At 60.0% G+C, this 21,396-nt stretch carries 17 protein-coding genes; 12 read left to right on the top strand and 5 right to left on the bottom strand.

Annotation, left to right across the window (positions count from 1 at the left end; genetic code table 11):
* Positions 1-219: 219 nt before the first annotated feature.
* Together D3871_RS24840 and gspK are read left to right on the top strand one after the other, a co-directional pair.
* Positions 220-1,323: a peroxiredoxin family protein gene (locus D3871_RS24840; protein ID WP_119771800.1), complete on the top strand. Its 1,104-nt coding sequence runs from the start codon at positions 220-222 to the stop codon at positions 1,321-1,323.
* A 1,016-nt stretch (positions 1,324-2,339) separates the two neighbouring features.
* Positions 2,340-3,329, top strand: a complete 990-nt coding sequence (gene gspK, locus D3871_RS24835) for a type II secretion system minor pseudopilin GspK (protein WP_233575806.1) — start codon at positions 2,340-2,342, stop codon at positions 3,327-3,329.
* Positions 3,330-3,395: 66 nt separating this feature from the next.
* Here gspK and D3871_RS24830 read toward each other — a convergent pair whose 3' ends face one another.
* Together D3871_RS24830 and D3871_RS24825 are read right to left on the bottom strand one after the other, a co-directional pair.
* Complete coding sequence (locus D3871_RS24830) at positions 3,396-4,304, bottom strand: LysR family transcriptional regulator (RefSeq protein ID WP_119772750.1); 909 nt, start codon at positions 4,302-4,304, stop codon at positions 3,396-3,398.
* Positions 4,305-4,377: 73 nt separating this feature from the next.
* Positions 4,378-5,172, bottom strand: coding sequence for a crotonase/enoyl-CoA hydratase family protein (locus D3871_RS24825; protein ID WP_119771799.1), 795 nt, complete (start codon positions 5,170-5,172; stop codon positions 4,378-4,380).
* A gap of 276 nt (positions 5,173-5,448) precedes the next feature.
* Between D3871_RS24825 and D3871_RS24820 the strand changes: the two genes are divergently transcribed.
* From D3871_RS24820 to D3871_RS24785, 8 genes are all read left to right on the top strand, one after another.
* Positions 5,449-6,672 (top strand): CaiB/BaiF CoA transferase family protein, encoded by a 1,224-nt coding sequence (locus tag D3871_RS24820; protein ID WP_119771798.1) that lies wholly within the window; start codon positions 5,449-5,451, stop codon positions 6,670-6,672.
* Positions 6,673-6,747: 75 nt separating this feature from the next.
* Positions 6,748-7,905 carry an acyl-CoA dehydrogenase family protein gene (locus tag D3871_RS24815; protein ID WP_119771797.1) on the top strand — a complete coding sequence of 386 codons (1,158 nt, stop codon included), beginning with the start codon at positions 6,748-6,750 and terminating at the stop codon, positions 7,903-7,905.
* An 11-nt stretch (positions 7,906-7,916) separates the two neighbouring features.
* Entirely contained in the window at positions 7,917-8,903 is a 987-nt protein-coding gene (locus D3871_RS24810; RefSeq protein WP_119771796.1) for an acyl-CoA dehydrogenase family protein, read from the top strand.
* 47 nt (positions 8,904-8,950) lie between these two features.
* Entirely contained in the window at positions 8,951-9,934 is a 984-nt protein-coding gene (locus tag D3871_RS24805) for a Bug family tripartite tricarboxylate transporter substrate binding protein (RefSeq protein WP_119771795.1), read from the top strand.
* Positions 9,935-9,936: 2 nt separating this feature from the next.
* Positions 9,937-10,992 (top strand): zinc-binding alcohol dehydrogenase family protein, encoded by a 1,056-nt coding sequence (locus D3871_RS24800; protein ID WP_119771794.1) that lies wholly within the window; start codon positions 9,937-9,939, stop codon positions 10,990-10,992.
* Positions 10,992-12,146, top strand: a complete 1,155-nt coding sequence (locus D3871_RS24795) for a CaiB/BaiF CoA transferase family protein (RefSeq protein ID WP_119771793.1) — start codon at positions 10,992-10,994, stop codon at positions 12,144-12,146. Before D3871_RS24800 ends, D3871_RS24795 begins: the two co-directional genes overlap by 1 nt.
* A gap of 16 nt (positions 12,147-12,162) precedes the next feature.
* Positions 12,163-12,639, top strand: coding sequence for a MaoC family dehydratase (locus D3871_RS24790; RefSeq protein ID WP_119771792.1), 477 nt, complete (start codon positions 12,163-12,165; stop codon positions 12,637-12,639).
* Positions 12,640-12,800: 161 nt separating this feature from the next.
* Positions 12,801-13,802: a Bug family tripartite tricarboxylate transporter substrate binding protein gene (locus tag D3871_RS24785; protein ID WP_119772749.1), complete on the top strand. Its 1,002-nt coding sequence runs from the start codon at positions 12,801-12,803 to the stop codon at positions 13,800-13,802.
* 15 nt (positions 13,803-13,817) lie between these two features.
* Here D3871_RS24785 and D3871_RS30585 read toward each other — a convergent pair whose 3' ends face one another.
* Positions 13,818-15,053 (bottom strand): transferrin-binding protein-like solute binding protein, encoded by a 1,236-nt coding sequence (locus D3871_RS30585; protein ID WP_199724918.1) that lies wholly within the window; start codon positions 15,051-15,053, stop codon positions 13,818-13,820.
* On the opposite strand from D3871_RS30585, the gene D3871_RS30580 reads away from it, so the two are divergent.
* Together D3871_RS30580 and D3871_RS24775 are read left to right on the top strand one after the other, a co-directional pair.
* Positions 15,037-15,339 (top strand): hypothetical protein, encoded by a 303-nt coding sequence (locus D3871_RS30580; RefSeq protein ID WP_199724917.1) that lies wholly within the window; start codon positions 15,037-15,039, stop codon positions 15,337-15,339. The genes D3871_RS30585 and D3871_RS30580 overlap by 17 nt on opposite strands.
* A gap of 902 nt (positions 15,340-16,241) precedes the next feature.
* On the top strand, positions 16,242-18,269 hold the full coding sequence (locus D3871_RS24775) for a putative bifunctional diguanylate cyclase/phosphodiesterase (RefSeq protein ID WP_119771791.1): 2,028 nt from the start codon (positions 16,242-16,244) through the stop codon (positions 18,267-18,269).
* Between the two features lie 128 nt (positions 18,270-18,397).
* On the opposite strand, the gene D3871_RS24770 is transcribed toward D3871_RS24775, so the two are convergent.
* Both D3871_RS24770 and D3871_RS24760 read right to left on the bottom strand, forming a co-directional pair.
* Positions 18,398-20,185, bottom strand: coding sequence for an acyl-CoA dehydrogenase family protein (locus tag D3871_RS24770; RefSeq protein ID WP_119771790.1), 1,788 nt, complete (start codon positions 20,183-20,185; stop codon positions 18,398-18,400).
* Positions 20,186-20,441: 256 nt separating this feature from the next.
* Positions 20,442-21,377, bottom strand: a complete 936-nt coding sequence (locus D3871_RS24760; protein ID WP_119771788.1) for an electron transfer flavoprotein subunit alpha/FixB family protein — start codon at positions 21,375-21,377, stop codon at positions 20,442-20,444.
* Between the last annotated feature and the right edge of the window lie 19 nt (positions 21,378-21,396).

The following is a 21,396-nucleotide window of genomic DNA, read 5'->3' as shown; positions in this document are numbered from 1 at the left end:
CAGAAAAAGGGTCCTTTTACAGCAAACTTCGGTATTTCCAACTTTGAGGAAGCTCAACCAAGCTTTCATTTAGCAGACAAATACATTGCGCTTCTCTTGTTTCGCGTGATCACGCTCATAGACTGTTATGGGCAGCTTCTTCGGCCAGCCGCCAGAAGCCGATGGAAAGCAACTGCGGGCTCCCCGGCACGAAGAAGCCAGTGGGAAAGAAGGTGCACCATGGAGGTGCTCGTTGTTCTGGCGTGGGCCATCGTCGGCATTGGCTGCTGGATCGGGTACCTGTTGGTCAAGCAAAATGGCCGCATCCTGCTGCACCTGGAATCGCTGGAGCAGCAACTGGCCGAACTGAAAAACCGGCCCGCGCCAGCAATCGCTGCTCCACAAGCCGCGCCCTCCATGCCTGCTGGTCTGCCGATCGGTACACCGGCCCCTGCCTTGACATTGCCAGACCTCTCCGGTCAGCAGCACAGCCTGTCGACATGGCGTGGCCGCCACTTGCTATTGATCTTCTTCAATCCCGGTTGCGGCTTTTGCCGACAGATGGCTCTGGATATTGCCGCCATGCCATTGGACGACAACAGCAAGCCCATGCCTTTGCTGGTGAGTACCGGCAGTGCAGAAGACAACCGCAGGATGGTCGAGGAACATAGCATCCGCTGCCCGGTGCTGCTGCAACAGCAGATGGAAGTCGCGTCGCAATACCGCGTCTCCGGCACGCCCATCGGTTACCTCATCGATGAACAGAGCAACATCGCCAGCGACATGGCGACGGGCGCTGCGGCGTTGCTGGAGTTGGCGGCGCAGTCACACGCTGGGCAAACGCATGCCGGCAAGGCTGCGCCCAAGGTCGGACACGAGCTTACCCATAGCAAGATCAAGCGCGATGGCTTGTCGGCTGGCACACCGGCACCAAGGTTCCGGCTACCCCAGCTCGATGGCGGCGAACTGGCGCTGGATGAGTTCCGAGGCCGCAAGGTGCTGCTGATCTTTTCCGATCCCGGATGCGGGCCGTGCCAGCAGTTGTCGGCGCGGTTGAAAGAGGTGTGGTCGCCGAAATCGGCGGTGCAGATTCTGATGGTCAGTCGCGGCGACAAGGAAGCGAATCTGGCCAAGGCCAAGGAGCATGGCTTGCAGTTTCCTATCGTGCTGCAAAAGCAGTGGGAGATTTCCAGGCTGTACGCGATGTTTGCCACGCCGCTTGGCTACCTGATCGATGAACATGGCGTGATTGCCAGCGACGTGGCTACGGGCGTGGAGCCGATCCTGGCCTTACTGAAGAAGGCTAGCGAGCCAGTGATTCGCGAGGTAGCCCGCACAGCATAGATCGATCCAAAGAACAATTGGCAGGGAGTGGTCCATTTCACAGGAGATGCATCATGGACCACAAATTTGATGTCGTTGCCAAAGCCATGGCAACGGAACAGACGCGGCGTGAGGCGCTGCGATGGCTGAGTGGGATAGTGGGCGGCATGCTGCTCGGCACACCGCTCGTAGGATACGGTGCCAAGCCGCCCGGAACGCCAGGTGGAGGCGGAAGCGGCGGCGGAAGTGCTAACCAAGCCTGCAGCAATTTCTGCTCCAGGAACTCCACCAACCCAAGGAGTCGGCAACAATGCATGAATGTCTGCCTGCAGTGCAATGGCGACACCAATCGAATCTGCGGCCAGTTCGGCGCATTTGTTTGTGCCCCGAGCGGTGCTGCCTGCTGCGGCGCTTCCTACTGTAACGCAGGCATTGCCTGCTGCAGCGGGACATGCTGTGCCAGTGGCAAGGTATGCAGTAATAACATTTGTTGCAATAGTGGCGAAACGGGTTGTGGCCAAACATGCTGCCCCTCGGGACAACCCTGTATCAGCGGAGCTTGCGGATGCCCGTCCGGCGCGACGCTTTGCAATGGAACGTGTTGTTACGGGATATGTTCTGACGGGGCTTGCACTACGCTGAATCATATATTCTGCCAATGCACGACTTTTCCCAACCCGCAAGACTTCGGCATCTATGCCTGCTTTGACAACTGTCTAGCCATGAGTGAAGCTGACAGAAACGCATTTTGTACGGCGCAGTGCGCAGGCCAATCCCGTCCGTTCAACGGTCCTGCCCAGTGCTCATTAAATCCATTTCCGTTTCCTCTCTGTTGATTTTGACTCTGGCTTACCCGCCGTGGCCGATACCCGCCACGGCAAAGGAGGCAGTTTTTACTAGGGCAGTCGCTCCCTAAGGTCCGGATTGATATAAGGGGCGGCTGTTACCAGCTCACCCATTTGCGCCTTTCGGGAAGCCTGTAATGCGCACAAGGGCAGTTCCAGGCATGGTCTTCATTTCCGCAGCAGGAGACATCCATGAAGCAAAGCGCTTCGTGCTGCGTCAGGCGTCGGACCAATCGCATGCGGGAGCCGGGCCTGCGCAGCGTGCGTCAGCGCGGCGTCGCTGTGGTCACTGCGCTGCTGCTCACGACGCTGGCCATGACCGTTGTCGCTAACCTGTTCTGGCAACAGCAGGTGCAGGTGCGCTTCATTGAGAACCAGAGGCTGCAACTGCAAAAACAGTGGATGTTGCGCGGCGCGCTGGACTGGGCCGAGTTGATTCTGCACGAGGATGCAAGGTATTCCAAGGCCGACACCCTCGATGAGCCTTGGGCGGTGCCACTGACAGCGACCCGGCTTGATCAATTCGTGGAAAACGGCAAGGCCGACACCGATGCGTCCGGCGCTACCTTGTCGGGAAACATCGTCGATGCGCAGTCCCGTTATAACCTCTCCAATCTGTCGGTGGGCGGGTCGATCAACCGCAAGGAGGTCGCGGTGTTCGAGCGGCTGCTGGGCAACCTGCAGGTCAGCCCGGCGCTGGCGATGGCGACCGCCGAGGCGATGGCTGCCTCGCAGCGTAAGCCTGCGGTCGGCGCGGCTGCGGGCGGCGTGCCGCATCCCATGCCGCTGGGGCAGATCGACGATCTGCTCGTGGTACCGGGATTTACGCCGGACATGATCATCAAGTTAAGGGAGTTCGTCGTATTCCTGCCGCGCGTGACCCCGGTGAATGCCAACACCGCATCCGCCGAGGTGCTGGCTGCGAGAATTGACACACTCTCTGTTGCGGACGCGTATGTGCTGCTCACCGCTCGCAAGACGGCCAGCTTTCGCGATCTAGCCGATATTTCCCAACGCCTGCCCGGACGGGCTGCCAAGCTGTCGAGCGGCGAACTTGCGGTGGCATCCGAGTATTTTCTGGTCCACAGCAAGGTGCGCATGAACCGGTCTGCACTAGAGGTGCAGGCCCTGATCGAACGCAACGGGGCAAGTACCAAACTGGTCTGGATAAGGGAGCAATGAACGCCGCTACGAAGCGACCGCAGCCCAAACCGCCAGCTTTCCTGTCCATTGCATCTGTTCGGTTCGTCACATCCCTCTGCCTGGTACCGGAAACTCGCGGCAGGCAAGCATGCGGAAGTGCCGTGCCGCAGGGGTTTCGCGTTGCGGCAGATAGATCAGGGCCAGGCCGATCTCGGCCGATGCGGGAAAATCCGTCAACGCACGGTACACGATCTTGTCATTGACGAAGCGTTGCATCACTGAAGGTACAAGCGCGACACCCAGGCCGCTTTCCACCAGCGCGAGCACGGTTTGCACCTGCACCGCTTCCTGCGTGATGCGGGGAAGGAAGCCGGCCTGCTGGCAGGCCAGCATCGCGGCGCCATGCAGGCCGGCCGCTTCGGTCCGGGCGTACATGATGAAGGATTCTTCGGCAAGGTCGCCGAGGGCAAGCAGGCCCTTGTTGACCAGACGATTGGAGCGCGGCAGCGCAGCGATGAATTGATCGCGTTCCAGCGGCACCAGAGTGGCGGCCGAGCTGCGCAGCAAGGGGGTGCGCACCAGGCCCACGTCGAGCGAATCCTCTTCCACCATCTGGACGATGCGGGCTGAGGTTGCTTCCCGCAAGATCAATTCCACGCCGGGATATTCGGCGCGGAACAGGGGCACCAGCTTTTGCAGCATGCCGAAAGTAGTGGAACCGACGAAGCCGACCTGCAGCGTGCCGCCGGTGCCGTCGGACGCGCTCTGGGCGATCTGCGCGAACTGGCTGCCATGGAACAGCAGGCGCCGCGCTTCGGCCAAGGCGGCTTCCCCGCTGGGCGTCAGGCTGACGCCGTTGGGGGCGCGAACGAAGAGCTTGGTGCCGAGTTCCGCTTCCAGCTTTTGGATGGAGACGGACAGCGGCGGCTGGGCCATGTGCAGCCTTTCCGCGGCGCGCCGGAAGTTCAGCGTCTCGGCAAGGACGACAAAGTGACGGATACGGCGCAGATCCATGGTCGGGGCATTCTCGTAGGCCCGCAGTATAACCGCTTTGCCCTGTGCCACAGGATCGCGCATCGAATCTGCGTCAGCCCTTGAACACCGGTTCGCGCTTTTCCAGAAAGGCAGCCACTGCTTCTCTGTGGTCGCTCGTCTGGTGCGACAACGCCTGGAACGCGGCCGACATTTCCAGCAGCGTATCGAGGCGCGCATGAATGCCTTCGCGCAGGAGGCGCTTGGCCATGCGCACCGCATGCGGCGGATTGGCGGCGATCTGCTCAGCCAACGTGCGCGCAATCGGCAACAAGTCTTCTGGCGCGACCACCCGGGATACCAGATTCCACGCGAGCGCCTGTTCGGCATCGATCACCTGGCCGGTGAAGGTCATTTCCGCTGCACGTGACAGGCCGATCAGGCGCGGCAACAGCCAGGCGCCGCCATCGCCGGGGATGATCCCCAGTTTGACAAAGCTTTCGGCGAACTTGGCATGTCCGGATGCAATACGGATATCGCACATGCAGGCAAGGTCAAGCCCCGCGCCGATGGCTGCACCATTGACCGCGGCAATCACCGGCACTTCCAGGTTGAACAGCGCCAGCGGCAAACGCTGAATGCCCTGGCGGTATTCCTGGCGTATCTGCATGCCGGTGACTTGGCCGGAAGCCTGCCGCTCCATATCCTTGATGTCGCCGCCGGAAGAAAAGGCTTTGCCGGCGCCGGTAAGAATCACTGCACGCACGCTGCGGTCGTTTTCGATGCGCGCGATTGCGGCAAGAAACTCAGGCACTGCGGTATTGCCGGTCAGTGGATTGCGACGGTCCGGTTCGTTCATCGTCAGGGTAACGATATGTCCATCTTGTTCGTAGCGTAAAAATTCGGCCATGCATATCTCCTGTTGGTATTGGATGGGAAACAAGATTATTGAAGGCGGATAGGAATGTCCAATATCAAAAACGATTCATCCGATACTGATCAGATATTGCTCGCTTCTTTATATAGCGGCAAATAATCATGCTGCTTCGCAGCATGGCACACAGACTTGATACCGATTCAATATCAATTTACAGAAAATTAATATTGGACTGACGGTTCGCGTCAGCACTATTCTTTGCACATTGGCAGTGCGGCTTTCAGCAGCGCAACGATACAGGGAACATTAATGAAGACGGCTTTGGGACATCTGAAAGTGCTCGACCTTACCCGCGTTCTCGCCGGTCCATGGGCGACCCAGAATCTGGCCGATATGGGCGCGGAGGTCATCAAGGTGGAACGACCCGGCGCGGGCGATGACACGCGAGGCTGGGGGCCGCCGTTCCTGAAAGATGCGGAAGGGCGCGACACCAGCGATGCGGCGTATTACCTGAGCACGAACCGCGGCAAGAAGTCGATCACCGTCGATCTCGCTTCCGCCGAAGGCCAGCGCATCGTGCGCGAACTGGCGCGCGACGCCGACGTCCTGGTGGAAAACTACAAGGTAGGCACCCTGGCGCGGTATGGCCTTGCATACGAAGACTTGCAGGCACTCAACCCGCGCCTGGTCTATTGCTCGATCACCGGTTTCGGCCAGACCGGCCCCTATGCGTCGCTGCCGGGTTACGATTTTGTGTTCCAGGGCATGGGCGGGCTGATGAGCATTACCGGACAAGCCGACGGCGAACCGGGCGGCGGTCCCGTCAAGAGCGGCATCGCCATTTCCGATCTGTTGACCGGCATGTATGCGACGACCGCCATTCTGGCCGCGCTCGAACATCGCCATGTGAGCGGCAAGGGGCAATACATCGACATGGCCCTGCTCGATTGCATCGTTGCGATCAACGGCTACCAGGCGCTCAATTACTTCATGTCCGGCAAGATCCCTCAGCGCATGGGCAATGCCCATCCCAACATGGTGCCGTACCAGGTGTTTCGCTGCAGCGAAGGGGAAGTGATCGTGGCGGTCGGCAATGACTCGCAGTATCGCGCTTTTTGCGAAGTGATCGGGCGACCCGATCTGGCGGTCGATCCGCGCTTTACCACGGTGGGGCTGCGCAACGTCAACCGCCACGCCTTGATTCCTCACATCGCGGAAGCCATGCTCGCATGCAGCATGAGCGAATGGGTGCAAAAAATGGAAGCGGCCAATGTACCTTGTGGGCCGATCAACAACATGCAGCAGGTATTTGAAGATCCGCATGTGCAGCATCGCCAGATGAAGTTGTCGCTGCCGCATCCTGTCGGCAGAGAGGTCCCCAACCTTGCCAATCCGATCCGCTTTTCCGATACGCCGATCCGGTATAAACGTGCCGCCCCGACGCTGGGCGAACACACCGATGAAGTGCTCGGCACGCGCTTGGGCCTGTCGCCGGAACGCATCGCCGAACTGAAAGAACAAGGCGTCGTCTGATGCCCCGACAAGCTAATACACCGCGCCTAAGGACCACAGCATGCAGTTAGCCATTCATAAAAGGAAAGCGCCGCGATGACCGCTCTGCTCAATCATTTCCGGCTGGCCAGTCTTCCGCCTGAAGCTGAAGCGTTTCGCGAGGAAGTCAAAGACTTCCTCGCCAGCCACATGCCTGATTCGCCGCCCGATGTGCGTGCACGTTCCTGGATGGGCTTTTCCGCCGAATTCAGCCGCGCCATGGCCGAACGCGGCTGGGTCGGCATGACCTTGCCGCAGGAGTATGGCGGCGCCAGCCTGAATGCTTTCTCACGCTTCGTGCTGGTGGAAGAATTGCTGGTTGCCGGCGCGCCGGTTTCCGCGCACTGGATCGCCGATCGCCAGAGCGGTCCGCTGATCCTGAAATACGGCACCGATGCGCAACGCCGTTTTTACCTGCCGAAGATTTGCGCTGCCCAGGCATTTTTTTGCATCGGCATGAGCGAACCCAATTCGGGTTCGGATCTGGCCAGCGTCGGCACGCGCGCCACTCGCACTGACAAGGGTTGGCGGCTGAGCGGCCGCAAGATTTGGACCACCAATGCACCGCGCTGCCAATACATGATTGCGCTGGTACGTACCTCGGGCAAGCCGGAAGATCGTCAGCGCGGCCTGTCGCAATTCATTGTCGACCTGTCGCTGCCGGGCGTGACCATACGGCCGATTCGCGATCTGGCCGGCGACGCCCACTTTTCGGAAGTGTTCTTCGACGATGTGGAACTGGCCGACGATGCATTAATCGGTCAGGAAGGCGGCGGCTGGGAGCAGGTGACAGCCGAGCTTGCGTTCGAGCGTAGCGGACCCGAACGGCTGTACTCCAGCATCATGCTGCTGGATCACTGGATCGATTGCCTGCGCCGCAGCGGAGACGCCGAAGCCCATGTCGCGGTCATTGGCCGTTTCGCCACGCATCTAGCGACGCTGCGCAACATGTCGGTGACGGTCACCAGCCAGCTAGTGCAGGGCGCGAGCCCGGTGGTCGAAGCAGCACTGGTCAAGGATATCGGTACCGAATTCGAGCAAAGCATTCCGGCCGTCATCGAAGCCGCGATTGCCGCCGATCCGCTGGCCGTCGTGGATGCCGATCTGTACCGCACGGTTGCCTATGTCAGCCAAGTGGCCCCGACGTATTCGCTGCGCGGCGGCACGCGTGAAATCCTGCGTGGCATGATCGCGCGCGGACTCGGTTTGCGCTAAAGGAACCCATTATGTTTGCAGAAGCGATCGAAGAAATCCTGAAAGACCAATGTACACCGGCAGTGGTGCGTGCCATCGAAGCCGGTGGATCGCCGGCCGTGTTGTGGAACGCGATAAGTGATGCCGGCTTCCTGGAGTTGCTCGCCTCCGAAAACGACGGCGGCGCCGCGTTGTCGCTGGCTGAATTGTTTCCGGTTCTGATTGCGCTGGGCGGCTACGCGATACCCGTGCCGCTGGCGCAAAGCGTTGCCGCACGCGCGCTGCTGGCGGACAGGATGACGATCCCGGAAGGCATGCTGACCTTCGCGCCGGGATTGCGCCGCCTCAACGATGGCCGTCTCGTATGTCCGGTCGTGCCGTTCGGCACGATAGCCGATCATGTCCTGGCGCAGGATGAAGGCCGCCTGCTGCTTCTGCCCGGCGCGAGCGCGACAAGGACAGCGACCGGAGTACACGGCAGCATGGTCGCCACGATGAGCTGGCAGATCGACGCCGACAGCATTCACACCGACCTGGCCGCAGGCACATTGTCCGCTTTCGGTGCCGCGCTGCATGCGGCATTGCTGGCAGGCGCGATGCGCCGGGTATTCGACATGACGCTGCAATATGCCAACGACCGCTCCCAGTTCGGCAAGTCGATCGGAAAATTCCAGGCTATCCAGCACCAGATCAGCGTGATGGCCGAGCATGTGGCGGCGTCGCTGATCGCCGCCGAAGCGGCATTCCCTGCCGGTGTGCCGACGCCGCCGCCGCTTGCAAGTGCGATCGCCAAGGCGCGTACCAGCGAAGCTGCGGTACTGGTTGCATCGATTTCCCATGCGGTGCATGGCGCGATCGGCGTAACCGAGGAATACGACCTCCAGTTGCTGACCCGCCGCCTGCATGAATGGCGCATCGCGCATGGTTCGGAAGCGCACTGGAACCAGATTGTCGGGCGCAGTTTGCTGCAGTCCGGACAAGACCGGATCGTTGATTTCGTGCGTTCGGCTAGTGTTTGACCATCGCTTATTCACTACAGGGCGATAACGCCCAGAGGAGACTGAAAATGATAAACAAGTCACATCGTAGATTGATGTTTTCGGCTGCTGTCGTATGTGGCGCTGCCTTGCTGCCGGCGCTGCAGGCGGTTGCGCAGGATTTTCCATCCCGCCCGATCAAGTTCGTCGTGCCTTTTCCGCCAGGCAGCGGCACCGATACTTCCGCACGCTTCTTCGGCAAGAAACTGTCCGAACTGACGGGACAGCCAGTCGTGGTGGAAAACCGCCCGGGCGGGAACGGCTTTATCGGGGTGCAGAACGTATTGTCGGCGCCCGCGGATGGTTACACGGTATTCGTCGGCAGCAATTCCACGCTGGCGGTCAATGTCGCGCTGTTCAAGAAACTGCCCTACAACCCGCAAACCGACTTCGCTCCGCTGTCGATGATGATGCGTGCGCCGGCCGTCCTTGCGGTGCCGCCCGCTTCGCCCTACAAATCGGTATCGGACCTGGTGAAAGCTGCCAAGGCACAGCCGGGCAAGCTGAACTACGCGTCCGGCTCCGCCGGCTATCAGTTGATGGCCGAACTCTTTAATGATATTGCCGGCGTCAGCACCGTGCATGTGCCTTACAAGGGCGCTTCGGAAGCGCTGGCCGGCGTCGCCACCGGTACCGTCGACCTGACCTTTGCAGACATTACCGCGGCACAGGGTTTGATCAAGGGCGGCAAGGTGCGCGCACTCGCCGTGGCTTCCGAGCGGCGTGCCCCGGCACTGCCGGAGGTACCGACCACCGCTGAAGCCGGGTTGCCCGGATACCAGGCTTATGTCTGGGTGGGTGCGATGGTTTCGGCCAAGACGCCGAAGGCGGAAACGGAAAAACTGTCTTCCCTCCTGACCCAGATTGCCCGCCTGCCGGAAACCCGCGAGTTCTATGAACGCCAGGGAGCCGAAGTGATGAGCGGCGGTGCCGAGGAAATGCGTCGTTTCCAGGCGACCGAGATCGAGTTGTGGAAACAGATCGCGGTCAAAGCGAAAGTCGAGCAGCAATAAGCATGAAGGCGATCGGGATCCCTGCCGGAAGTTCCGGTCACGACGCGGCGGCCCTGGCCGACCTTGAGCTCGCAGCGCCGGTCGCCCGCGGGCAAGACATACTGGTCAGCGTACAGGCGGTATCGGTCAATCCGATCGATATCAAAATGCGCGGCGCCCGGCCGCAAGCCGATGGCCGGCCCCGCATCCTCGGCTGGGATGCAGCCGGTATCGTTATCGACACCGGTCCCGAGGTAACGCTGTTCGCGCCCGGTGACCGTGTCTACTATGCGGGAAGCATCACGCGGACAGGCAGCAATGCCGAACTGCATCTCGCGGATCAGCGTCTGGTTGCCAGGATGCCGGCTTCGCTGGACTTCGCGCAAGCCGCGGCCTTGCCGGTGGCGTCGCTGGCGGCATGGGAAGCATTGTTCGAGCGCATGCATATTTCAACAACCGGCAGCGATGCGGGCAAGACCTTGCTTGTGATCGGTGGCGCGGGCGGCGTGGGGTCCATGGCAATTCAGCTGGCCAGCATTGTCGGGCGCCTGCGCGTCATCGCCACGGCATCGCGTCCTGCGTCGCAGGCATGGTGCAGCGAGCTTGGCGCTGAACTAATCATTGACCATCGTACCGATCTTGTTCCCCAGCTGGCAGGCAAGGATATTCCGGGCGTCGATTACATCCTTTGCCTGTCCGATACCGATCGGTACTTCAGCACGATGGCCAGGCTGATCAAGCCGCACGGGCATATCTGTGCGTTGGTCGAAAGTGCGTCGCCGTTGCCGATGAATGAATTGCGCGGCAAGAGCGCATCGTTCAGCTGGGAGGGCATGTTTACCCGTTCCCTGCATGCGACCCCCGACATGATCGAACAGCACCGCATACTCGAACGTGTTGCAGCGCTGGTCGATGCAGGTCGGCTGCGCAGCACTACGCAGGTCTGCCTTGACGGCATGACTGCCGACAATCTTCGCAAGGCGCACGCGCTGGTGGAAGACGGTGGCGTCATCGGCAAGGTGGTTTTGGCAAGACAGGCTTGCGCCTCTTGCAGCACTACACAGATTCTGGAGAACTGATGCTTCCTTTGAACGGCATTCGTGTACTTGACCTGAGCACCGTGGTGTTCGGCCCTTATGCCAGCCAGATCCTTGCCGATTACGGCGCCGACGTCATCAAGATCGAAACGCCGGAAGGCGATTCGACCCGCAAGACAGGACCTGCCAACGAGCCCGGCATGAGCGCGATCTTCCTGGGCGTCAATCGCGGCAAGCGCAGCGTCGTGCTGGACCTGAAAACACCGGCAGCCCGTGAAGCGCTGCTCCAGCTAGTCGATACCGCGGACGTGCTGATCCATAGTATCCGGCCGCAAAAGCTGGCCGCCATCGGGCTGGACCCCGACGTCATACGCGCGCGCAATCCGCGCCTGGTATATGTCGGACTGCTCGGCTTCAGCGAGGACGGTCCCTATGGGGGCATGCCGGCCTACGATGACATTATCCAGGGCTTGTCCGGATGTGCCGCCTTGATGGAAAAGCAGACTGGCACGCCGCAGTATTTTCCGACCATCGCCGGCGACAAGACCTGTGCGCTGGTCGCGGCCCATGCGATCCTCGCGGCGCTCTTCAAGCGCGAGCGTACCGGCGAGGGTGCGTATGTCGAAGTGCCGATGCTGGAGTCCATGGTTGCCTTCAACCTGGTCGAACATTTTTACGGCCGGCACTTCGATCCGCCGCTGGCTGATCCCGGATATCCGCGCGTGCTCAATCAATGGCGGCGGCCTTACCGCACGACCGACGGGTACATCTGCGCGATGCCGTATACCGATGCGCACTGGTCGCGTTTCTTCATCGAAGCCGGCAGGCCGGTCCTTGCCAGCGATGCACGCTTTACCAACATCGCTGCCCGCACCAGCCATATTGTTGCGCTCTACGAAATTGCGGCCGACATCATTGCCGGCCGCAGTACCGACGAATGGCTGCAGACATTCAGTCGGCTCGAGATTCCCGCATCGCCGATGCGCAGGCTGGAAGAACTGCAACAGGATGAACATCTGCGCCAGACCGGTTTCTTTGAAACGATTGTCGATCCCGGGATGGGGGCGCTTACCTTTCCTGGCGTGCCGGTGAAGTTCAACGGCGAACGTCCGCCTGTGCACATGGCGCCGCGTCTCGGCGAGCACACCGAAGAAGTCCTGGCGGGTCTCTCATCCGCCAAGCGCTCCACCAATTGAGGAATGAAAGGGCAACATGAGCAATACACAAGCAATCCGTCAGCTCGGACAAGGCTACTACTGGCAGGAACTGGAACCCGGCCAACGCTTCAAGACCTTTCGCCGCACCGTCACGGAAGCGGATCTGGTCGGCTTCATTGGCGTGACCGGCATGCTGGAAGTCATGTTCATCGATAGCGAGCCGCTGGCCGGCGGCATAGCCGGTCGTCCGGTGCCGGCGGCACTTACCTACACGCTGATCGAAGGCTTGCTATTGCAAAGCATGATTCAGGGCACCGGCCTTGCGATGCTCGAACTGACGCAAAAGATCCATGCGCCCGTGCTCGTCGGCGATAGCATCCATGCGATTGTCGAAGTCGACGGTATTCGACCCACCTCTAAGGGTGGCCGGGCGATTGTCGACTCCACCATCACCGTATTCAACCAGCGCGAAGAAATCGTGATGACCTATACCGCACGCCGGATGCTGGCCGGCCGCGACCAGGCCGGCTGACTTCGCGACGGAAAAAACGCAAAACAGGAATAGATACGGCAACCCCGGTTTCAAGGCAGCATCGCAGTCGATCGCCTCACAAGGCCACACATATTAATCAAAGGAGACTTCGCATGAAATCATTTCGCTTATACCAATCCCATGTCATGGCGCGTTATGGCATGGGATTGGTATTACATCCGTTTCGCTCGCGTTTCGCGCAAGCCTGCATCGCTGCGACGATAGGCCTGGCAACATTGGTCGCACCGCTGGTCCAGGCGCAGACGGCCTATCCCAGCAAGCCGATCACGCTGATCGTGCCGTTCCCGCCAGGCGGGCCCACCGATCTTGTGGCGCGCGTACTCGCGCAAAAGATGGGGGAGCAAATGGGTCAGCAAATCATCGTTGACAATCGTGGCGGAGCAAACGGCAATATCGGCTCGGCCCTGGTAGCAAAGGCGCAGCCCGATGGCTATACGGTGCTGTATAACACTTCATCGATCGTGCTGAGTCCGTCGCTGTATAAAAGCCTGACCTATGACGTCCAGCGTGATCTGGCGCCGGTGGGGCTGAGCGCTACCGTGCCGCTCGGCCTGGTGGTCCATCCTTCGCTGCCGGTCAACAACGCCAAGGAATTCATTGCCTACGCCAAGACGAATCCGGGTAAGCTGTCCTATGGCTCCGCAGGCAGTGGCAACATCACGCATCTCGGCGCATACCAGCTTCTGCAAGCCAATGGCATCGACGCGATGCACGTTCCCTACAAGGGCAGCGCGCCGGCCGACGCCGACCTCGTCAGCGGCCAGATCCAGTTCATGACCGACACCGTTAATTCGGTCGCCAGTTTCGTGCGCGACAAGCGTATGCGCCTGCTTGCGGTCACCACGCCAAAGCGTATTGAACTGTTTCCGGATGTACCTACGCTCGCCGAGGCCGGCTTTCCAGGTCTGGAGGTCAGCGCCTGGCAAGGATTGATGGTGCCGGCGAAAACTCCCGAGCCTGTCATCAAGCGCCTCAATGAAGAGATGTCCAAGGCTTTGCAAAATCCCGACGTGCAGAAAAAGCTTGCGGCGCAAGGCGCGATTCCACTCGGCTCCACGCCGGCCGAATATGGCGCCTATGTGAAATCGGAACTGGCGCGCTGGTCCAAGATCGTCAAGCAAACCGGTGTCACGCTAGACTAAGGACTCTCTTAGCGGCTACTGCCTGCGTGCAAGGAAACCGCCCACGACCGTTGCTCCGCTCCCCGAACTTGACAGCGTATACGCGCCGCCGAGTTCGGCCGGGCTGGGACCGCTCAAGCCGCCGGACACAACCGGTCCGAAATAACGCCCGCTCACGCCTCCGCTCAATATGCCATTGTTCGTTGCGCCGGTCAGGTAACCAGCGACATTGCTGCTGCTCGCACCCATGTAGGTCATGGCGTTGATGGTTGCCGGTACTGGCGTCGCTGCGGCGTCGTAGGTCTGGGTATTCTGAATCGATATCGTGACCTGACGGTTACTGAAATTGACGCTCATCGTGGCAGTGCCGTAGTAGAACGATGCTTCCGAACTACCATTTGGTACATACCAGCCATAGGCAAAGCCGTAATAACTGGCCGTCCCCGTGCCTGGCACGGTGGCTGGATCGGTCACATTGCCATAGGCGACCATGCCGCTGCGACTTTGGTTATGTTCATCGGTGCCCGCGCCGCCGGTCCATTCGACGATGTCCACCGTATCCTGGGTTAGCCATGCGCCGAGGTTGCCATACTGGTAGCCCCAGTTGGAAAAGTGACGGTATCCCTTGGAACCGGGGAAGGGCACACCAATACCATTCCCGCCCGGCAGTATTGTCGGGTTGCCATTGGCATCCGGCGGACCATCGCCCGCGTGCACGTCGCCGTCGCCATGCAGGCGACTGGCCGTGGTGATATCGGGATTGATACCGCTGGTGCGCCAGGTGCCGGCATGGAACTGTATGCCGCTGGTTTCCGTAGTCGGACACGGATTCATGTCGGGAGCGCAGCGTGACGGATTGCCGCTACGCGGGAAATAGCGGTTGTTGGCGTAGTTGCCCTGCGTGCCGGCAGAGCCTTTAGTGCCGAAATCGTAGAAGGCGAGGTTGGAACTGGCCGGCAGCGATCCAAACACAAGCGCACCGTTGGCGTCGCGCTGAACACGGCCTTGTGTCGTACGGAAGGTCTCGATGATCAGAGGCCGTTCGACTTTGCCATCCCATGAAATACCGAGGTTGCTCAGCAAGATGGCCGGTGATGATATCGTGCCGTTGCCGGCCTTGGTCACGCGAATCTCCGCCACGCCGCCGGAAGCCGGCGCAAGCCCGAAAGCCGTCGAGGGATTGGCTATCGGCTTGACGAGATCGTTTGTCGATTTTCCGTAGACTTGCACGCCGGATCTGGAAAGCGCGATACCGTTGTCGATCCTGATCACGCTGGGGCCGCTGCATTGGACACTGGCGCCGCCGACGCAAGACATCGTCATCGGCGTCGATGACGGGACTGGCGCAGGAATTGCCGGTGACGGCGTTGGCGTAGGAGTCGGTGTTGGTGTCGGTGTCGGCGTTGGTGTTGGCGTTGGTGTTGGTGTCGGTGTGGGTGTCGGTGAAGGGGTTGGAGTCGACGAAGCGTATTCGCAGATCTTGTCCGCTCCCGGCAAGGGGTCGCCGAATACGTCGTTGGTACAGGCGATTGAGCCGGTTGCCGTGCGCACCGCATAGCTTCCGTTCAAACCGTAGCGCACCTGCCTTGTTCCCGGAACGGTGCAGGTGCCGTACTCATCGGCGCATTTGGTCCAGACCGTAGGCGCAGGCGACGGAGTGGGTGTCGGCGTCGGGGTCGGCGTTGGAGTCGGAGTCGGAGTCGGAGTCGGAGTCGGAGTCGGAGTCGGCGTGGGGGCAGGCGTTGGAGTCGGTGTCGGTGTCGGACTTGGAGCTGGCACAGGAGTCAGGCTCCGATACTCGCAGATCTTGTCCGCACCGGGTAAGGGGTCGCCAAACACCTCGTTGCTGCAAGCGATTGAACCACTGACCTGACGCGTTGCATAGGTGCCGTTGAGGCCGTAACGCACCTGTGTCGTCTCAGGCACAACGCAGGTACCGTATTCGTCCGCGCACTTGGTCCAGCTTTCGACATAAGTTTCGGGCGCCTGCGCGGAGGAAGATGCTTTCTGTCCTGAGGATGGTTCGCTTCCGCCGCCGCATCCGCTCAGGCTGCTGATGAGCAAAATGAGCAATCCGGAAACGCGTTGGGGACAAGATGAGTTCAAAGCGGGCTCCATCGATTGAATTTCTCACACTCTACTATTGCCATTTTTTTAATAATTGAGTGTGATCAATCAGCTGCCTTTCAACATCATTGTCGCCAACTCTATATGTGAATTAAAGTTCCGAAGCGAAATTAAAACGACTTGGCCCATGAGTACCACTCGGCAAGAATACCTAACCGCTTCATATAGGTGCGCTTAAAAAATCACGGCTGCATCTCTACTACTCACGTCCGCGCTTCGCTTAGCCGCGTATCCGCGTATATCAGTGGTGCAACAAAGCTGGCTTCCAATACAGGTTTGTTTGCAATGTCTATACTTGAACGATGAACAGTGCACCCGCGGCCGTTGCCTGACATGAGTGCGACCCCGACCAACGTGACCTTGATTGCACTCCTCTTGTGTAGCGGGTTCGTTGTCTTTACATCGATTCAAGCATTCATTCTTGCAGCGGTCGGCCATCGGCGGCAGTTATACCTGAGCTTTGGCATCCTGTGCCTGCTTGCATCCACCTTTCCCCTGTCCGAGTACCTGTATTACACACAGGCAACAATGCAGGACGCGCGCGAGGTCGTCCACTGGCGTCCGCTGCAGAGCCTGTCGCTGATTCCCGCGCTATTCTGGTTCATCGTGCAGTACGCACATCCAGGGCAGGGGAGGCGTTACACGAAATGGCTCGCAGTTCTGATCGCGGTGAGTGCCATGACGCTGTTCGGCCAGGGCGTTCTCGAACCGGCGCTCGACGATGTACTAAGGCTGCCGGGCATGATCGCCGGCCAGAAGATGACGGTTACGAGTGCCATAGTCCGCCTGTATGCCGGGCTTGTCCTGACGTGGGGGCTGTACACGGCAGCCGGCGTCTACCGGCGCGGTGACCGGCGAACTGCGGGTTTTCTCGGCGCTTCGCTTGGGCTCATGGTCGTGGTGCTCATCATCGGCGTCCTGGTCGACCTGGGTATCCTGCGCATCTTCTACTTCACCGGGTTCTCCTTTCTCGGCCTGGTTCTGTTGATGACCATCGGACTTGGCCTCGAGTTGCGCGACCGCAACCGTCACATCCATTCCCTCGCATTCCGCGACTACCTGACCGGCCTACCGAATCGTGCCGACCTCGAAGAGCGTCTGGCAGTCTTGCTGTCCAGACGGAACAACGGAAGCGACGTGAAAGGCGCGCTGTTGCAAATCGGCCTGGACAATTTCAAGACCATTAACGACACGCTCGGCCACCGGATCGGCGATCGGATTCTGAAGGAGGTGGCGTTCCGCCTGAGTGCTGCGTGTCACGACAGCATCGCCATCCGCCTTGGAAGCGACGACTTTGCCTTGCTCATGCCAAAACTCGGTCAGGAGCATGACTACGCGGCCAAAGGGGCACGGCAAGCGGCGGCCGGTGTCATGCGCTCACTGGCGATTCCCTTTGTGCTGAACGCGGATATCGTCGAGATCACGGTCGGCATCGGCATCGTGATTTTCCCTGTCGCGAGCGACACCGAGGTGGATATCTTGCGGCGTGCCGACCTCGCGCTACAGCATGCCAAACGTGCCGGCCCTGGAGAAGTACAGATGTATGACATGAGCATGCAGGTAGAGATGACCGCGCGGATGCGCATGGAAAGAGCCCTGCAACAGGCGCAACAGAACAGCGAATTCGCCGTGTACTTTCAGCCGCAGGTAGCGGCATCGGGCGAGGTGGTCGGCGCCGAGGTGTTGCTGCGTTGGAAAGACGAGCAGGGCCGCTTTATCCCGCCGGCCGTCTTTGTACCGCTGGCTGAGCGTTGCGGCCTGATCCGGCCGATCGGGGAGTGGGTTCTGAAGCAGGCATGCGAGTACATCGCCACCTTCAACCGCGTCGTCCCCGAATTTACGGGGCATGTATCGGTCAATGTCAGCGCCAGCCAGTTCATGCAAACGGATTATGAACAGAGTGTCAGGCGCCAGGTTCTGGATACCGGTATCAATCCATCCCGGCTGACGCTTGAGATTACCGAAAGTGCGTTTATCGGCGACATGGAAGACGCAATCGAAAAGATCAACTCCTTGCATGCATTCGGCGTCCGTTTCAGCATTGACGATTTCGGCACCGGCTACTCGTCCCTGTCCTACCTGCGTCGGCTGCCTGTGCAGGAATTGAAGATCGACCAAGCGTTCGTGCGCAACCTCGGTGCGGATGGACGCGACCTGCACATGATCCGGACGATCATAGAGATAAGCCGGTACATGGGGCTGGATGTGGTGGCGGAAGGCGTGGAAACCGAGCTTCAACGAAATACGCTTGAAGCCATGAACTGCTGGGCCTTGCAGGGCTATCTGCTGTCCCCGCCGCTCGACGGGCCGGCCTTCCTCGAATGGGTCCGCGACCATCGGCAGGGCTCGCAGGTTTCCTAACGGGCGGGTACTAGTTCATCCCAACCGCTAGAGCAGTTTTATCCTGACTGTACCTCGATGCCGACAGTCATGCAGCTCAATGCGACAGAACCCCGCCTTGGCTGGCGATACGCCCTCTCGTACACCGATCACCGTCGCCACTGCGTATCGGGATAATCCACCGCTGCGCTCGCACCGTGCAGAATCGTCGTTTCCAGTGCCGTGGCGCCCACTAGCACATGCTCGCTGAAGAATTCCGCCGAAGCTTCTCGCGCTGCTATCTCGTCTGACTGCATCTTGCCCTTGTTGATGCCGACGAGTCGCAAGCCATGCATCCAGCCACCACAGACAACGCCCCACAGTTCGAGATACGGCACGGCGCTTGCGTATACCGCACGCGGGTTCTTGGTGTTCTCGTCAAGTAACCATTTGATGGCAGTGCGCAAAGAGGCGCAGCCGCTGACGAGGCGATCTGCCAAGCGCGAAGCCGACGGCCTTCCGAGCAACTGCAACTTGCGACTGGTTTCCAGGATTTCATCGAGCAGAGAAGATGCGGCCGCTCCTTTGTCACGAATCGTTTTGCGTCCCACGATGTCATTGGCCTGGATGGCCGTGGTACCTTCATAGATCGTGATGATGCGTGCGTCCCGATAGTATTGTGCTGCACCGGTTTCTTCGATAAAGCCCATCCCGCCAAAGACCTGCAGCGCGTCATAGGTGACGCATTGGGCCGTTTCCGTGAGCCAGCCTTTCATGACCGGGGTGAGCAACTCGATCCGCTCCTGCGCCGCGCGGCGGGCTTCGGCAGAGAGAGCGCTGTGCGCGATATCCTTCTGCATCGCGACATACATGGCCAGGCTGCGCATGGCTTCGATGTGGCTCTTCATTGACAGGAGCAAGCGGCGTACATCGGGATGGCGCAGGATGGTGGTGCCAAGACTGCCATCTTCGTTGACGGGCTTGCCCTGCACCCGCTCTTCCGCGTACGACAACGCGTGCTGGTAGGCACGCTCTGAAATTGCCAAGCCCTGCAAACCGACCGCGAAGCGCGCATCGTTCATCATGATGAACATGTATTCGATGCCGCGGTTTTCCTCGCCAACAAGATGCCCGACTGCGCCATCGGTTTCCCCATACAACATGACTGCGGTCGGACTGGCGCGAATGCCCATCTTGTGCTCGATGGATCCGCAGCGCACATCGTTGCGCGAACCGGGCGAGCCGTCTGCATTGACCAAAAACTTCGGCGCAACGAACAGCGAAATTCCCTTGACCCCCGGTGGCGCGTCAGGCGTGCGGGCCAACACCAGATGGATGATGTTGTCCGTCAAATCATGTTCGCCAAAGGAAATGAAAATCTTTTGGCCGAAGAGACGATAGGTGCCGTCCGCTTGCGGCATCGCTTTGGTCTTGATGGCGGCTAAATCAGAGCCGGCCTGCGGTTCTGTCAAGTTCATCGTGCCGCTCCACTCACCGCTCACGAGCTTGGGGAGATAGCGCGCTTTGAGTTCTTCGCTTCCCGCGATCAGCAATGCCTCGATGGCGCCATTCGTCAATGACGGGCACATCGCAAAGCTCAGATTGGTGGCAAACCACATCTCTTCTACCAAAGTGGCTACCACTTTGGGCAGTTCCTGCCCGCCATAGGGAGCGGGGAACTTCAGGCCGTTCCAGCCTCCTTCACAGAAAGCGCGGTAGGCGTCCTTGAAGCCGGAAGGTGTCGCGACTTGCGAATCGACCCACTGTGCGTGTTCCATATCGCCGCTGCGATTGATCGGATCGAGGCAATCAGCGGCCAGCTTGCCCGCTTCTTCGACCACTGCCAGCGCGGTATCGAGCTCCAGATCCATGTTGCAATCACGCACATGGGTGGCGAGCGGGAAGACATTGTCCAGCAAGAAGCGGATGTCGCTCAAAGGAGGCTGATATTGGCTCACTTGGAGTCCTTTTGATATATCCAATCAAGACGCTTTCGAATCTCTTCCAGGGATGGAGGCGGTGTGTGCTCGGCCTTGCGCTGTTCCATGTACCGCCGAACCTGTTCCTTGGTCGGCTTTTGCTCTGTCAGCATTGAAGCTCTCTTCAGTTCGAATTGAAAATCCGGGCGGCTCCTCTGAAAGAGCCAGACCGGCCGGTCGGCGGGCACGCTTGTGTTGCACCCGCCGCCGGTCTTTCCCCAACACTACCCCAGCCTTACCCCAGTTCAGCCACGAGTTCCGGTACTAACGTGAAGAGGTTCCCCACAATTCCATAGTCCGCGACCGAGAAGATCGGTGCTTCGGGATCCTTGTTGATCGCGACGATCACTTTCGAGTCCTTCATGCCGGCCAAATGCTGAATCGCGCCGGAGATGCCGGTGGCGATATACAGTTGGGGTGCCACCACCTTGCCGGTCTGTCCGACCTGATAATCGTTCGGCACAAAGCCCGCGTCGACGGCAGCGCGCGACGCACCGAGTGCCGCGCCCAACTTGTCAGCCAAGGGCTCCAGCACCATGGTGAAGTTCTCGCCTGAACCGACACCGCGTCCGCCGGAAACGATGATCTTGGCGGCAGTCAGTTCCGGACGATCCGATTTCGTCACTTCGCGGGACACGAATTGCGAGAGGCCAACATCGGCGGCCGGCGTAACTTGTTCAACTGTGGCCGCACCGCTGGTGGCATCGGCAGTGTCAAAGCCCGTGCCGCGCACCGTGATCACCTTCACGATGTCGGACGACTGCACTACCGCCAAGACATTGCCGGCATAGATCGGACGTTCGAATGTGTCGGGGGCATCCACGCGCGTGATATCGGAAATCTGCGCCACGTCCAGTGCGGCCGCCACGCGTGGCTGCACGTTCTTGCCGGAGGCAGTTGCCGGCGCCAGGATATGGCTGTAGTTGCCGGCCAGTGCCAGGACTTGTTCGGCGACATTCTCCGCAAGCCCATTGCCCAGATGCGGCGCATCGGCGCACAGCACCTTGGCTACGCCCGCAATCTTCGATGCGGCTTGGGCCACGGCAGCACAATTGGCACCGGCGACCAGCACGTGGACTTCGCCGCCGCAGCGTGTTGCTGCGGTTACCGTATTCAGCGTCGCCACCTTCAGTTGTTGATTGTCGTGTTCAGCAATTACGAGGGTCGTCATGTCATCTTCTCCGGGTCGC

Source organism: Noviherbaspirillum saxi, from assembly GCF_003591035.1.
In the GTDB taxonomy this organism is placed as follows: domain Bacteria; phylum Pseudomonadota; class Gammaproteobacteria; order Burkholderiales; family Burkholderiaceae_D; genus Noviherbaspirillum; species Noviherbaspirillum saxi.
The sequence above is the reverse complement of the archived record's forward strand: the minus strand, read 5'-3'. Positions and strand labels throughout refer to the sequence as shown.

Excerpts from the sequence above, each read along its gene's own strand:
- D3871_RS24775 (WP_119771791.1), top strand. The coding sequence starts at position 16,242 with ATGAGTGCGACCCCGACCAACGTGACCTTGATTGCACTCCTCTTGTGT.
- D3871_RS24825 (WP_119771799.1), bottom strand. The coding sequence starts at position 5,172 with ATGGCCGAATTTTTACGCTACGAACAAGATGGACATATCGTTACCCTG.
- D3871_RS24795 (WP_119771793.1), top strand. The coding sequence starts at position 10,992 with ATGCTTCCTTTGAACGGCATTCGTGTACTTGACCTGAGCACCGTGGTG.
- D3871_RS24830 (WP_119772750.1), bottom strand. The coding sequence starts at position 4,304 with ATGGATCTGCGCCGTATCCGTCACTTTGTCGTCCTTGCCGAGACGCTG.
- D3871_RS24840 (WP_119771800.1), top strand. The coding sequence starts at position 220 with ATGGAGGTGCTCGTTGTTCTGGCGTGGGCCATCGTCGGCATTGGCTGC.
- D3871_RS24820 (WP_119771798.1), top strand. The coding sequence starts at position 5,449 with ATGAAGACGGCTTTGGGACATCTGAAAGTGCTCGACCTTACCCGCGTT.
- D3871_RS24785 (WP_119772749.1), top strand. The coding sequence starts at position 12,801 with ATGGGATTGGTATTACATCCGTTTCGCTCGCGTTTCGCGCAAGCCTGC.
- D3871_RS24810 (WP_119771796.1), top strand. The coding sequence starts at position 7,917 with ATGTTTGCAGAAGCGATCGAAGAAATCCTGAAAGACCAATGTACACCG.
- D3871_RS24815 (WP_119771797.1), top strand. The coding sequence starts at position 6,748 with ATGACCGCTCTGCTCAATCATTTCCGGCTGGCCAGTCTTCCGCCTGAA.
- D3871_RS24800 (WP_119771794.1), top strand. The coding sequence starts at position 9,937 with ATGAAGGCGATCGGGATCCCTGCCGGAAGTTCCGGTCACGACGCGGCG.
- D3871_RS24790 (WP_119771792.1), top strand. The coding sequence starts at position 12,163 with ATGAGCAATACACAAGCAATCCGTCAGCTCGGACAAGGCTACTACTGG.
- gspK (WP_233575806.1), top strand. The coding sequence starts at position 2,340 with ATGAAGCAAAGCGCTTCGTGCTGCGTCAGGCGTCGGACCAATCGCATG.
- D3871_RS24805 (WP_119771795.1), top strand. The coding sequence starts at position 8,951 with ATGATAAACAAGTCACATCGTAGATTGATGTTTTCGGCTGCTGTCGTA.
- D3871_RS24760 (WP_119771788.1), bottom strand. The coding sequence starts at position 21,377 with ATGACGACCCTCGTAATTGCTGAACACGACAATCAACAACTGAAGGTG.